Below are 13,019 nucleotides of genomic sequence, written 5' to 3'. Positions count from 1 at the left end.
CTCCGAAGGCCGTAATCTGCGACCGCGTCAACCCGTGGCCGGGCGGCGGTCGAGGCGGCAGCGGCCGTAAAGGCGGGTCAGACGGCCATTCCGGTACCGAAGTCACCGCGCCGGACGTGCTCGGCGTAGTCGTGCACGCCTGCCCCGGTCCGCAGCTGCTGACGCCCACGGTTGACCGAACGGATCGTCCCGGTCAGCAACTCCTCGAACTCAGCAAGCTTGTTGTCGACGTAGACGTCGCACTCGCCCCGGAGGCGGTCCGATTCGGCATGCGCAGCGTCGATGACCCGCTCCGATTCCGCCCGCGCAGCTTGCACGACCTCGGTCTCGGACACGAGACGTTGCTGCTCAGCGATCCCCTCGGCCACCGAACGCTCGTAGTTCGCATTTCCAGATTCGATCATGCGTTCGGCCTCGGCATGCGCCCGTCCGGTCACTGACTCGTACTCGCGATGCGCCGCCGATCCGATTCGTTCCGCCTCGGCGGTGGCGTCGGACAGCAATTGTCCCGAGTGCGACTGCGCCTCGGCGACCATCCGGTCAGCCGCAGATTTCGCCTCCGACAGCACGCGATCGGCCTCGGACCTGGCGTGCGCCAGCGTCGAGTCGGCCTCCGCGGTGGCTTCACCGACCATGGTGTCGGCATGCATCCGCGCATCGCCGATCAGCTTGTCTCGCTGGTCGAGGACATCCTGCGCGTCGTCGAGATCACCAGGTATGGCGTCCTTGACGTCGTCGAGCAGTTCGAGGACGTCGCCACGAGGCACGACGCAACCCGCTGTCATCGGAACACTGCGCGCTTCTTCGACGATGGCGCCCAGTTCGTCCAGTGCTTCGAAAACCCGGTACACAGCTACCTCACTCCTCGCCGCACATGTCGAACGAGCCAGGTCGACTCGTCCTCGTCACAGTGCGATCAGTGGTTGGTGTTAATTCTGTGACTATTGTGCCCAATGTTGCGCCTGTGACGCCGCAAGCGGGCCGGTGTGTCGGTTCTACGGTAAGACGATTGCGCAGCGCATACCCGGTGAAAGGAGAGAATCGACGTCAGCGGCGACGTTCGTCAGAGAAGTTTCGCCATCAGTTGCCGGTGCACCGCCGGTGGCAGAAAATCTTCCACCCCGCCACCGAGTCGCGCGACCTCTTTCACCAGCGAACTGGAGACATGCGCCAGCCGCGGGTCGGTGAGCAGGAAGAGCGTCTCCGCACCCGTCAGATCCCGGTTCATCTGAGCCATCGGCAGTTCGTACTCGAAGTCGACGGCCCCTCGCAACCCCTTGACGATGGTGTCGAGGCCCTGCTCACGCACGAAGTCGACGAGCAGACCCTGCCAGCTGTCGACGCGAACATTCGGCAGGTGCGCAGTGGTCTCTCTGATCAGGTCGAGTCTTTCCTCGATGCTGAACAGCCCACTCTTCTTCGGATTGACGGTCACAAGGATCACCAATTCGTCGAAACGGGCAGCGGCACGCTCGAACACGAAGAGGTGACCGGAGGTCACCGGGTCGAAAGATCCTGGACACACGGCTCCGGACATGGCTGCCAAGTTATCAGCCCGGTGTGTGCGCACCTTCGACCAAGGACGCGAATTGAGCCAGCTCGACGCGGGTCTCGCCGTACCGACGCACCTCGACCTGGCCGAACTGCTCGGGCCACGGAGTCGGGGCGCTGCGGGCAGCTCGCTCTAGGACCACGAGCCCACCCTCGGCGACGCTCCCTCCGCCGAGCATGCGCAACAGCTCGGACAGTTGCTCGTCCGGTAGGTCGTAGGGCGGATCGGCGAACACGATGTCAGCGACTGACCCGGACTTCCGAAGATGGTCCGCCACCCGCCGACGCGCGAGGACGGCTCCGGCGAGGCCGGTGGCCCGGATGTTCTCGGTGATCACCTTTGCCGCCTTGCCGTCGAACTCGACCAGGACCACGGATGCGGCGCCGCGCGAGAGCGCTTCGAGCCCCAGCGCTCCCGACCCTGCGAACAGGTCGAGGACGGCAGCCCCCTCGAAGTCGAGGCGGGCCGCAAGGATGTTGAAGACTGCTTCCCGGACACGATCGGTGGTGGGCCGCGTACCCGTCTCGGGTACCGACAATCGTCTACCCCGGGCGACGCCGGCAATGATGCGGGTCATGCGCCCATTGTCCGGGGTGTCCACCCCCGGATCCACACCGGGACGCGTCTGCAATGGTTGAACAGATCAAGTATTTGTGACCCACCTCACAAAGCACCGTTGAGCAGGGCTTACGGGGGTGCTTTCGGCACCAATTTCCGCACGTGGGTGACATTGGTGTGATGCCTTGTTAACTTGAAAATCGATATGAGCCCAACTCAGATCAGCGCTACCCTAACCGCCGCGCCGGACGCGGTGGCATTTCGTAAGCCAAAGGTTTCCGACGGAGTCCGGCTCTGGGAAATCGCCCGTGACTCGAAAGTTCTCGATCTGAACTCGAGTTACGCCTACCTCCTGTGGTGTCAGGATTACGCCCAGACGTCAGTGGTCGCCGAAGTGGACGGCAAAGTGGTCGGATTCGTGACCGGCTACCTGCGCCCTCAACTTCCCGACGTGGTCATGGTGTGGCAGGTAGCTGTCGACGCCGACCAGCGGGGACTCGGCCTGGCCGGAAAGATGCTCAGCCAGTTGATGGACCGACTGGAACCTCGCGGCATCACCACCCTGCACACCACCATCAGCCCGGACAACACCGCCTCGCAGGCCTTGTTCGCAGGTCTGGCCGAACGTCGCGGAATGGATTTCCGTCGGGAAGATTTGTTCTCTCCCAACGACTTTCCGGATGACCACGAAGCAGAAGATCTGTACATCGTCGCCCCGCGACGCTGACCATTCTTGCTCGCGATAGCGGCCGACCTACCGGGTCGACCCTTCACGACCTGTAACCGGTCGTTCCCGGGAGGGCCGGAAGCCACCCGCCCACCCGCCTGCACTTTGTTCATCAGTCGAAAGACGGCTGCCCAACAGTCGAATCTACGACTGAATTTTCGCACCCTCGGAGGACGAAATGACTGCATCTGTTCAAGAAACCTTTTCCAGCAACATATTCGAGACCCGCGAGTCCGAGGTCCGCAGCTACAGCCGCGGCTGGCCCGCGATCTTCACCACGGCGAAGGGCGCGTGGCTGACCGACCGCGACGGCAAGCAATACCTCGACTTCTTCGCAGGTGCCGGCGCCTTGAACTACGGGCACAACAACCCGATCCTGAAGGCTGCGCTGCTCGACTACATCGAGAGCGACGGGATCACTCACGGACTCGACATGTCGACCGTCGCCAAAGGCGAGTTCCTGCAGACGTTCCAGGACAAGATACTCGCCCCCCGCGGGCTCGACTACAAGGTCCAGTTCCCCGGACCGACCGGGACCAACGCTGTCGAGAGCGCACTCAAGCTCGCGAGGAAGGTGACCGGTCGAACATCGATCATCAACTTCACCAATGCATTCCACGGAATGACTCTGGGCTCGCTGTCCGTCACCGGTAACTCGATGAAGCGTGCAGGCGCAGGGATCCCGCTGGTGCACGCCACCCCGATGCCCTTCGACAACTACTTCGACGGAGTGGTCGAGGATTTCAGCTGGTTCGAGCGGGTTCTCGACGACTCGGGCAGCGGCCTCAACCGGCCTGCGGCCGTGATTGTCGAGACGGTCCAAGGCGAGGGCGGCGTGAATGTCGCACGGCCCGAATGGCTCCAGGCCCTGGCCGAGCTGTGCAAGCGTCGGGAGATCCTGCTGATCGTCGACGATGTGCAGATGGGTTGCGGACGCACCGGCCCGTTCTTCTCCTTCGAGATTGCGGGAATCCAGCCGGACATAGTGACACTGTCGAAGTCGATCGGCGGCTACGGGATGCCCATGGCCCTGACCCTGTTCAAACCCGAACTGGACGTCTGGGGCCCGGGCGAGCACAACGGCACCTTCCGCGGTAACAACCCGGCCTTCGTCACTGCAAAGAGGGCGATCGAAGAGTACTGGTCGGACGACACCTTCGAAAAAGAGGTCATCGCCAAGGGCGAGCGCATCCGCGACTTCTTCATCTCGCTGTGCAGTGCACACCAGGGCATCAGCACTCGTGGCCGCGGCATGGTGCAGGGCCTGGTCTTCGAAGATGCCGACGCAGCCGCCAAGGTCTGCGGCCTCGCGTACGACCGTGGGCTGCTGGCGGAGACGTCCGGACCGTCGGATGAGGTCGTGAAGTTGCTGCCTCCACTGACCATCACCAACGAGGAACTCGACCAGGGCTTGGCCATCCTCGGACAGGCCACCGCCGAGGTCCTCAACTCCTGATTACGCCGAAATCTGAGCTATCGAAAGGATTTCACCACATGATCGTGCGCACCACCCAAGAAATAACCGGCACAGAGCGAGACATCGAAGCAGAGAACGGCAACTGGCGTTCCAAGCGCATCGTGCTCGGCGGCGACAAAGTCGGATTCTCGTTCCACGAGACCACCATCAAGGCGGGCTCTGTCAACGAGTTCCACTACGCGAACCACGTCGAGGCCGTGTGGCTCGTCGAAGGTGAGGGCACGTTGACCGACAGGGAGACCGGTGAGGTCTACCCACTGGGGCCCGGCTCCATGTACCTGCTCAACGGCCATGAGCGGCACACCGTAAAGGCCGATACCCAGATGGTCATGCTGTGCGTGTTCAACCCACCCGTCGTCGGCAACGAAACGCACGACGAAAACGGGGTCTACCCCCTCGTGACCGTCGGCACCTGACGGGGTTCGGCCCCACGCGCGCGCAGTTCGCGGCCGGGCCTTCGCCGGGTAGCGCTGGCCTGGCGTTTACACGAAGACACCAGGTTCGCCCGCCCCCGAACCGTCGCCGCGCACACCTCCGACGGCCGAACCCACAAAGGCTCGGCACCCCTGATCAGGGTGCCGGGCCTTTGCCCGCGTGGATAGCTGGTGAGTGCCGGTACTGTGGATGAAGTGCGTACTCGCCCCGTTCAGTGGGCACCAGCCCAGCCGACGACGCCCGACCCGGACCTGCCCGACCGCATCGACCGGCTCGGCGAACTGCTGTCCGGTGGACGCACCCTCGCGCTGACCGGCGCCGGCATCTCGACGGATTCGGGCATCCCCGACTATCGGAGCCCGGGCACCCCTGCCCGGGCCCCCATGACCATCGACATGTTCTTGAGCACGGCCGAGTTCCGCCGCCATTACTGGGCCCGCAATCACCTCGGCTGGCGGCATATGGATTCAGCACTCCCCAACGCAGGCCATCGCGCCCTCGCGGCGCTGGAACGACGTGGCGCGCTCAGCGGAGTGATCACCCAGAATGTCGACATGCTGCACCTCAAGGCCGGGAACCGCGCCGTTCTCGAACTCCACGGTTCCTACGGACGCGTGAGATGCCTGCGTTGCGACCACCAGATCTCCCGCCATCATCTCGCCGACCTACTCGAGCCTGCCAACGCCGACTTCGTCAGCCGAATCCGAGGCCGCGGCGCCATCGAAGTCGCGCCCGACGCGGATGTTGTCGTTGCCGACACCACCGACTTCACCATGATCGACTGTCAGGTGTGCGGCGGCATCCTCAAACCCGACATCGTCTACTTTGGTGAAAGCGTGTCAAAGTCTGTTGTCACGCAGGGGTTTTCGATGGTCGACGATGCAGACGCCCTACTGGTTCTGGGTTCGTCGCTGACGGTGATGAGCGGGCTGCGATTCGTTCGCCACGCCAGACGAACCGGTAAGCCGGTCTTCATCGTCAATCGCGGCCACACCCGCGGAGACGAGCTGGCTACGATGAAGATCGACGGTCCGTGCTCTCAGGTACTGACGTCGCTGGTCTGAACCGACGATCGTCGTTGGTCGAACCCCGAATCACAGCGTCACCAGGTCGTCGGCGTGGACGACGGGGCGGCGCAGATCAGCCGGGAGTGCGCTGCTCGACTTGCCGAGCATCTCACCGACCTCCGAGGCGTCGTAGGCCACCACTCCACGTGCCCTGACCTGGCCGGTCTGATCGGCGAGGTCGACGACATCGCCGCCGAAAAATCGTCCGGCGACGGCGACGATCCCCGCAGACAGCAGAGAGCGCCGTGCCGTGGACACGGCATGCACGGCACCGTCATCGAGTACGAGTCGGCCGGTGGCCTCCGCGGCGTGCCTGACCCAGAATTTACGTGCCGAAAGTCGTTGCGCTCGAGGCGCAAAGGCAGTGCCGACCGATGCGTCGGTCAGTGCAGCATCGGCATCGGCAGCTGCAGCCAGCAACACAGGCAAACCGGCGTCGGCGGCCAGCCGCGCTGCAGACAGCTTCGACGCCATTCCTCCGGTGCCCAGCGCACCACCGGTGCCGGCGATGACCCCATCGAGATCCTCGGGTCCGTCGACCTCCGGGATCAGGGTCGCATCGCCCTTGCGAGGATCGCCGTCGTACAGACCGTCCACGTCCGACAGCAGAACGAGCGCATCGGCTCCCGCCAGGTGGGCCACCAGGGCCGCGAGTCGATCGTTGTCGCCGAACCGGATCTCGTTGGTGGCCACCGTGTCGTTCTCGTTCACGATCGCGACCGCACCGAGCGAACGCAACCTGTCGAGGGTCCGCTGGGCGTTTGCATGGTGAGCGCGCAGCGATACGTCGTGGGCCGTCAGCAACACCTGCCCGACCGTTCGGTCGTAACGGGCGAAAGACGTGTTCCAGGCGTGAGCCAGCGCCAACTGGCCGACACTGGCCGCGGCTTGTTTGGTCGCCAGATCCTGCGGCCGTGTCTTCAATCCCAACGGCGCGATACCGGCACCGATGGCGCCGGACGAGACCACGATGACATCCGAACCGGCACGCATCCGAGTTTCGATCGCGTCGGCGAGGGCGTCGAGCCGACCGGTGTCCAAGCCGGTGGCCAACTCTGTCAGAGCCGACGAACCGATTTTGACGACAACACTGCGTGCACCCGAGATACGTTGCCGAGTAACACTATCCACGATCGTCGGGTTCCTCGAGTTCGGGGTCCAGGCCGCGACGCAGACGCCGGGCGATCTTCCGGTCCGTGGCGCCGATGCGTTCGGGGCGATCGAGCCTGATGTCGGATCCACGCCCGCTCATCGGGAAGTCCTCGGCCACCGGGGTCATGGGTTCCCATTCGAAGGTCACTTCTCCGATGGTCACCGAACAGCCCGCTTCGGCGCCCAGTTTGATCAGCTCGGCCTCGACGCCGAGACGGTTGAGCCGGTCGGCGAGATACCCGACGGCCTCGTCGTTGCTGAACTGGGTCTGCTTGATCCAACGTTCCGGGCGTACGCCACGGACGATGAACCCGCCCGGCTCGGCCGGATCCGAGATGATCGAGAAGCCGTTGTCGTCGGTCGCGACCGGTCGGATCACCGGGCGTCGAGCGATCGGCTTGGGGTGATCGATGCGGTACTGCCGTACCAGATCGGCGAGAGCGTAGGTGAGTTCTTTCAGGCCCTTGTGGGTGACGGCCGAGATCGAGAACACCGGCCAGCCGCGCTCCGACAGTTCCGCGGTCACCATCTCGGCCAGTTCTGCGGCGTCCGGAACGTCGATCTTGTTCAGGATGACCACACGAGGCCGGTTCGCCAGCTCGCCCAGCCCGGTATCGGACTGCAGTGCAGGCTGATAGGCCGCCAGTTCACCTTCGAGCACGTCGATGTCGGTGATCGGGTCACGGCCGGGCTCCAGGGTGGCGCAGTCGACCACGTGTGCCAGGACCGCACATCGCTCGAGATGCCGCAGGAAGTCGAGGCCGAGACCGCGACCCTCGGATGCACCCGGGATCAGACCGGGGACATCGGCGATGGTGAACACATCCGAACCACTGTTGACCACACCGAGGTTGGGTCGAAGGGTGGTGAACGGGTAATCAGCAATTTTGGGCTTGGCCGCCGACAGCACGGACACGAGCGAGGACTTGCCCGCCGACGGGAAACCCACCAACCCGACGTCTGCGACGGACTTGAGTTCGAGAACGAGCTCGCGGACCTCACCTTCCTCGCCATTGAGCGCGAAACCGGGCGCCTTCCGCGCCCTGGACGCGAGCGAGGCGTTGCCCAGGCCACCGCGACCTCCTGACGCGGCCGCGAAAGTGGTGCCCTCACCGACCAGATCAGCGAGCAGCCGACCCTCGGCATCGAGGACCATGGTGCCGTCGGGAACGGGGAGGATCAACGGTTCCCCGTTGGAGCCGTCACGATTGGCACCTGCACCCGGACGACCGTTCCCGGCTTTCGCGTGGGGATGGAAGTGGAAGTCGAGCAGCGTGTGAACCTGCGGGTCGACCACGAGGGTGACGTCGCCGCCATTACCACCGTTGCCGCCATCGGGTCCGCCAAGCGGTTTGAACTTCTCGCGGTGCACTGACGAGCAGCCATGTCCCCCGTTGCCCGCGGTCGCGTGGATCGTTACGCGGTCAACAAATCTCGACATTTTTTCACCTTGAGAGAGTTCGGAGAATTCCTAAGGGGCGGACCGGATCGATTGACCCTGCCCGCCCCTTGGGAGCTATGAAAAGCTGGCTACGCGGGTTCAGGCCTGCGCAGGTTCCGGCACGATGTTCACGGTCTTGCGGCCGCGCTTCGCACCGAACTCGACAGCACCTGCAGCGAGGGCAAACAGAGTGTCGTCGCCGCCACGCCCGACGTTGACGCCGGGATGGAAGTGCGTGCCGCGCTGACGGACCAGGATCTCGCCTGCGCTGACCTGCTGGCCACCGAAGCGCTTCACACCGAGTCGCTGGGCATTCGAATCGCGCCCGTTACGCGAGCTGGATGCACCCTTCTTATGTGCCATGACAGTTCTCCTGAAAAGTGTATGGGGGCTGGTTACTTGATACCGGTGACCTTGAGGATCGTCAGCTTCTGACGATGCCCCTGGCGCTTGTGGTAGCCGGTCTTGTTCTTGAACTTGTGGATCTTGATCTTCGGTCCCTTGACATGCTCGACGACCTCGGTGGTCACCGAGATCTTCGCCAGCTTGTCGACATCTGTCGTCAGATCCGCACCGTCGACGACAAGCGTCACGGGCAGCGAGACGGTGTCGCCCAGCTTGCTGTCAATCTTCTCGACCTTCACCAGATCGCCTTCAGCGACCTTGTACTGCTTACCGCCGGTCTTGACGATTGCGTACGTTGCCATCGGAGAGCTACCTCTTACTGTCTGTCGTGGTTCGTTCGGGCTCTTGCCCGTTGCCGATCCGGCCGGGCGCCGCAATACACACAGCGCTATCCGTCCGCCGAATGGCGACTGATCCAGGTTACGGGAGTATGGCCGACCGGGTCAAACCAGCCTCCCGCGCCGTGGCGCTGCTCACTCTTCCACCGGCGGACCGGCCGGGCGACCGGCCGCCCGACGACGCGGTTTGCGTCGCACCGCGACGGCCGGTTCGTCGGATGCTGTGGTCGACCCCGAGGTCGTCATGGGGGCCGAGGTGGTCAATGGTGGAGTCGTGACCGCTTCCGCCGTGATGACATCGGTGATCACGGCCGCATCCGGAGAGGTCGCCGCCGGGGCTGCTGCTTTGCGGCGGACCGCGCGGCGACGCTTCGGCGCCGGTGCCGCCTCTGCGACATGGTCGGGTTCCGGCGCGAGGGTGGACTCGGTGGTGACACCTGAGTCGTCCGCGACAACGGGCGCCAGCGAATCCTCGACAGGCGAGGAATCCAGGGTTTCAGTGCGCGGGGTCTCAGTGCGTTGGGTTTCAATGCGCTGGGTCTCGATGTACGGGGTCTCGGCAGTAACCGAGGTGTTGCCGGCCGCCGCCGTCTTCGCATTTCGACCGGACGCGCGCCTCGACCTGGAAGAACCATTGGCCCGCGTCGGGACCTCCGGCGCAGCCGAGTCGTCCGCGGTGTCGGTGGATTCGGACTCCACCAGATTCGCTGCGGAGTCCGTGACCTCGAAGTCCTTCAGTTCTTCACCGGTGACCTCAGCGGTCGGCGCCTCCGGATCAGCGGCGTCGGGGTCGGTCGTGTGGCTCGCCATGGCGCGGAACATCGGGTGCTCCGCGGGGCTGTGGGCGGCGGGCTTGGTCTCGGTCGCAGCAGGCTGTTCAGGCTTGCCACCACGCCGATTGCGCCTGGCTCGCTTGGTGTTGTCGCCACCACCGTTGCCGCCGCGACCGGAGTCGTCGGCTCCGGAGATCTCGACGGGGTTCGCATGTATGACGATCCCCCGGCCGTTGCAGCACGTGCACGTGGTCGAGAACGCCTCGAGCAGCCCGGTACCGAGACGTTTACGAGTCATCTGGACCAGCCCGAGGGAAGTCACCTCGGACACCTGATGGCGAGTGCGATCGCGGCCGAGGGCCTCGGTGAGCCTGCGCAGGACCAGGTCACGGTTCGATTCGAGGACCATGTCGATGAAGTCGACGACGATCATGCCGCCGATGTCCCGAAGGCGCATCTGACGCACGATCTCCTCGGCGGCTTCGAGGTTGTTCCGGGTGACCGTCTCTTCGAGGTTGCCCCCGGAACCGGTGAACTTGCCGGTGTTGACGTCGACGACCGTCATCGCCTCGGTGTGCTCGATGATCAGCGTTCCGCCGGAAGGTAGCCAGACCTTGCGATCGAGCGCCTTCGCGAGCTGTTCGTCGATGCGATGCACGTCGAACACGTCCGGCGCGTCGGCGTGGGCTTTGTCGAATCGCTCCGTGCGATCGAGCAGGTCAGGGGCGACACTGCGGACGTAGTTCTCGACCTGTGTCCAGGCCCCGTTGCCTTCGACGACGAGCTTCTTGAAGTCCTCGTTGAACAGGTCACGAACGACCTTGACCAGCAGGTCCGGCTCTTCGTACAGGGTCTGCGGAGCTGCCGCCTTCGATTTGCCCGCGGCGGGGTTGGCAGCGTTGATGGTCTCCCACTGCTGCTGCAGACGTTCGATGTCGCGGGTCAGCTCATCGGCGGCCACCCCCTCGGACGCGGTCCGGATGATCACGCCGGCATCGTCGGGGACGATCTTGCCGAGGATGCCCTTGAGCCGCTTGCGCTCGGTGTCGGGCAGCTTGCGGCTGATCCCGGTGGATCCTCCACCGGGCACGTACACGAGGTAACGACCCGCCAGCGAGATCTGCGTGGTCAGCCGAGCACCCTTGTGTCCTACCGGGTCCTTGCTCACCTGCACGAGAACCGGATCGCCAGGGCGTAGCGCCTGCTCGATCTTGCGCGAGCCACCGTCGAGGCCGGCGGCATCCCAGTTGACCTCACCGGCGTAGAGCACGCCGTTGCGCCCCCGGCCGATGTCGACGAATGCCGCTTCCATGCCCGGCAGCACGTTCTGCACCCGGCCGAGATAGATGTTGCCGACCATGGACGACGAGTTCGACGTGGTCACGAAGTGCTCGACCAGCACGCCGTCCTCGAGGACGGCGACCTGGGTGTAGTCGCGGGTGGCCTGCGACTCGTTCTCGCCGGCATCGTCACCATGGGCGTCGTGGGTGACGGTCGCCGCGACACCGGAGCGCTCACGGACGACCATCACGCGGTCGACGGCTTCGCGCCGTGCCAAGAACTCCGATTCACTCAGAATCGGTGGCCGCCTGCGGCCCGCATCGCGCCCGTCGCGCCGTCGTTGGCGTTTCGCCTCGAGGCGGGTGGACCCTGAGATCCCTTGGACCTCGTCGCGTACGCGTGGCTTGTTACGCGGTTCGCGCTCGTGCACCACGGTGTTCGGCGGATCGTCCGAGGGTCCGGAGTCGTCTCCGTCGCCGCCCTTGCGCCGGCGGCGCCGCCTGCGACGCCGATTGGCCGAACCGGAATCGTCCTGCTCATCCGAGTCTGCGGATTCCGCATCAGTGTCCGAATCGGACTCTGACGAATCTTTCGACTGGTCGTCGGTGTCCGGTGCGGCCGGGGCGTCGGACGTCGACGCCTCGTCGCCGCCTTGCTCGCCTTCGGTCCTGGGCTTCTTCGGCCGGCTCCGCTTGCGCTTGCTGCTCTTGACGTCGGGCTTGTCGGACTGCTCCGCTTCATCTGACGTGACATCCGAAACGACCGCTTCGTCCGATGACTCCGCAGCTTCGGTCTCGCCACCGGAGGTTGATGCATCGGCGACGATGTCGTGATCGTCCGACCCACCGCTTTCTCCGGAACCGCTCTGATCGTCGGTTCCGCCCTGGTCACCGCGACCGCGGCCACGGCCACGTCGACCGCGTCGACGCTTGCGGGACGCAGTGTCTCCGTCGCCGTCGTCGTCGGCATCGTCCTGATCAGCGTTGTCGTCGGCGTCGACCGGCTGCTCCGCCGACAGGAACAGCGGCGAACCACCGGCCGCCGGTGTCACCGGAGCCGTGCTGGTTCGCGGCAGCTCTTCCTCGATCGCCGAGAAAAGGTGTGGGGTCGATGTCGCCGACGGCAGATCTTCGGAGGGCACCTCGGTGGGCAGTACCTCGACGGATGCGGCGACCTCGTCGGGTGCCTCGGCAGCGGTCGCGTCGGTCACGACGGGCCCGGACCCGGGCTCTTCCAGCGCGGGCGGTGCCGGCTCCGGGGTGTCCCGGGGAACCACGGGCTCCACCGGGGCGGGTGCTTGTTCGTCGGCCACCGGTGCTGCCGACGGCGGGGCATCCTGCCCGGTGTCTGCAGGGGCTTCGCCTGGAACCTCGGCAACACCGGCGTCTGCTACGCCGTCACCTGCGGCTTCGTCACCAGCGGCGATCTTGTCGCGAACCGCGATAGCGGTGCTTCTGACGATGCTCGACTGTGGGCTGCGTGCCACGATCCCGAGATCCGCGAGGTGCACCAGCACCTCACGACTGCTCAGACCAAGAATTCTGGCCAGCGCGTGCACACGCATCTTGTGCGGAAACTCTTGCGCCGAATTCGTATTGACTTCGTCCGGCGACTGGTTGTCGGCCACGTATTCTCCTCGAGCCCCCGGGCGCGGATAAACGCGGCCACGCGAGGGCTGTGCTATTTACCCGGCCGGAGCCGGGATTGTAGGTCTCGCTTCGCCCGATTTCCGCGAGAACTTCTCGCATTCACCGGCGACGCCTGGCGTGATGACTTGACTACTGCCCGAGTGCCACGATGTCCACACCACGAC

The 13,019-nt window shown here is 64.9% G+C and carries 12 protein-coding genes; 4 read left to right on the top strand and 8 right to left on the bottom strand.

Features of this window, described 5'->3' with window-relative positions:
- Positions 1–77: 77 nt before the first annotated feature.
- From DFR67_RS31195 to rsmD, 3 genes are all read right to left on the bottom strand, one after another.
- Entirely contained in the window at positions 78–851 is a 774-nt protein-coding gene (locus DFR67_RS31195) for a DivIVA domain-containing protein (protein ID WP_084891503.1), read from the bottom strand.
- Positions 852–1,063: 212 nt separating this feature from the next.
- Positions 1,064–1,537 (bottom strand): pantetheine-phosphate adenylyltransferase, encoded by a 474-nt coding sequence (gene coaD, locus DFR67_RS22165; protein ID WP_110471644.1) that lies wholly within the window; start codon positions 1,535–1,537, stop codon positions 1,064–1,066.
- Positions 1,538–1,550: 13 nt separating this feature from the next.
- A complete protein-coding gene (gene rsmD, locus DFR67_RS22160) occupies positions 1,551–2,129 on the bottom strand; it encodes a 16S rRNA (guanine(966)-N(2))-methyltransferase RsmD (RefSeq protein ID WP_110471709.1) in 579 nt (192 codons plus the stop codon).
- A 186-nt stretch (positions 2,130–2,315) separates the two neighbouring features.
- On the opposite strand from rsmD, the gene ectA reads away from it, so the two are divergent.
- The 4 genes from ectA (at position 2,316) to DFR67_RS22140 (ending at position 5,813) form a co-directional block, all read left to right on the top strand.
- Positions 2,316–2,837: a diaminobutyrate acetyltransferase gene (gene ectA / locus DFR67_RS22155; protein ID WP_110471643.1), complete on the top strand. Its 522-nt coding sequence runs from the start codon at positions 2,316–2,318 to the stop codon at positions 2,835–2,837.
- A gap of 178 nt (positions 2,838–3,015) precedes the next feature.
- The gene (gene ectB / locus DFR67_RS22150) at positions 3,016–4,293 is read left to right on the top strand and encodes a diaminobutyrate--2-oxoglutarate transaminase (protein WP_110471642.1); all 1,278 of its coding nucleotides are present in this window, start codon (positions 3,016–3,018) and stop codon (positions 4,291–4,293) included.
- A 38-nt stretch (positions 4,294–4,331) separates the two neighbouring features.
- Complete coding sequence (locus tag DFR67_RS22145) at positions 4,332–4,730, top strand: ectoine synthase (protein WP_110471641.1); 399 nt, start codon at positions 4,332–4,334, stop codon at positions 4,728–4,730.
- 213 nt (positions 4,731–4,943) lie between these two features.
- On the top strand, positions 4,944–5,813 hold the full coding sequence (locus DFR67_RS22140) for a Sir2 family NAD-dependent protein deacetylase (RefSeq protein ID WP_110471708.1): 870 nt from the start codon (positions 4,944–4,946) through the stop codon (positions 5,811–5,813).
- Positions 5,814–5,843: 30 nt separating this feature from the next.
- On the opposite strand, the gene proB is transcribed toward DFR67_RS22140, so the two are convergent.
- The 5 genes from proB to DFR67_RS22115 form a co-directional block, all read right to left on the bottom strand.
- Entirely contained in the window at positions 5,844–6,950 is a 1,107-nt protein-coding gene (gene proB, locus DFR67_RS22135; protein ID WP_110471707.1) for a glutamate 5-kinase, read from the bottom strand.
- Positions 6,940–8,409 (bottom strand): GTPase ObgE, encoded by a 1,470-nt coding sequence (gene obgE / locus DFR67_RS22130; RefSeq protein WP_110471640.1) that lies wholly within the window; start codon positions 8,407–8,409, stop codon positions 6,940–6,942. The genes proB and obgE overlap by 11 nt, the downstream gene beginning before the upstream one ends.
- A 99-nt stretch (positions 8,410–8,508) precedes the next feature.
- A complete protein-coding gene (gene rpmA / locus DFR67_RS22125) occupies positions 8,509–8,772 on the bottom strand; it encodes a 50S ribosomal protein L27 (RefSeq protein WP_084838633.1) in 264 nt (87 codons plus the stop codon).
- 32 nt (positions 8,773–8,804) lie between these two features.
- On the bottom strand, positions 8,805–9,116 hold the full coding sequence (rplU, locus tag DFR67_RS22120; RefSeq protein WP_110471639.1) for a 50S ribosomal protein L21: 312 nt from the start codon (positions 9,114–9,116) through the stop codon (positions 8,805–8,807).
- A gap of 171 nt (positions 9,117–9,287) precedes the next feature.
- On the bottom strand, positions 9,288–12,833 hold the full coding sequence (locus tag DFR67_RS22115; protein WP_110471638.1) for an Rne/Rng family ribonuclease: 3,546 nt from the start codon (positions 12,831–12,833) through the stop codon (positions 9,288–9,290).
- Positions 12,834–13,019: the final 186 nt, after the last annotated feature.

Source organism: Williamsia limnetica, from assembly GCF_003217475.1.
GTDB classification, from domain to species: Bacteria; Actinomycetota; Actinomycetes; order Mycobacteriales; family Mycobacteriaceae; genus Williamsia; species Williamsia limnetica.
The sequence above is the reverse complement of the archived record's forward strand: the minus strand, read 5'-3'. Positions and strand labels throughout refer to the sequence as shown.

Excerpts from the sequence above, each read along its gene's own strand:
- rplU (WP_110471639.1), bottom strand. The coding sequence starts at position 9,116 with ATGGCAACGTACGCAATCGTCAAGACCGGCGGTAAGCAGTACAAGGTC.
- DFR67_RS22145 (WP_110471641.1), top strand. The coding sequence starts at position 4,332 with ATGATCGTGCGCACCACCCAAGAAATAACCGGCACAGAGCGAGACATC.
- rpmA (WP_084838633.1), bottom strand. The coding sequence starts at position 8,772 with ATGGCACATAAGAAGGGTGCATCCAGCTCGCGTAACGGGCGCGATTCG.
- rsmD (WP_110471709.1), bottom strand. The coding sequence starts at position 2,129 with ATGACCCGCATCATTGCCGGCGTCGCCCGGGGTAGACGATTGTCGGTA.
- obgE (WP_110471640.1), bottom strand. The coding sequence starts at position 8,409 with ATGTCGAGATTTGTTGACCGCGTAACGATCCACGCGACCGCGGGCAAC.
- coaD (WP_110471644.1), bottom strand. The coding sequence starts at position 1,537 with ATGTCCGGAGCCGTGTGTCCAGGATCTTTCGACCCGGTGACCTCCGGT.
- ectB (WP_110471642.1), top strand. The coding sequence starts at position 3,016 with ATGACTGCATCTGTTCAAGAAACCTTTTCCAGCAACATATTCGAGACC.
- ectA (WP_110471643.1), top strand. The coding sequence starts at position 2,316 with ATGAGCCCAACTCAGATCAGCGCTACCCTAACCGCCGCGCCGGACGCG.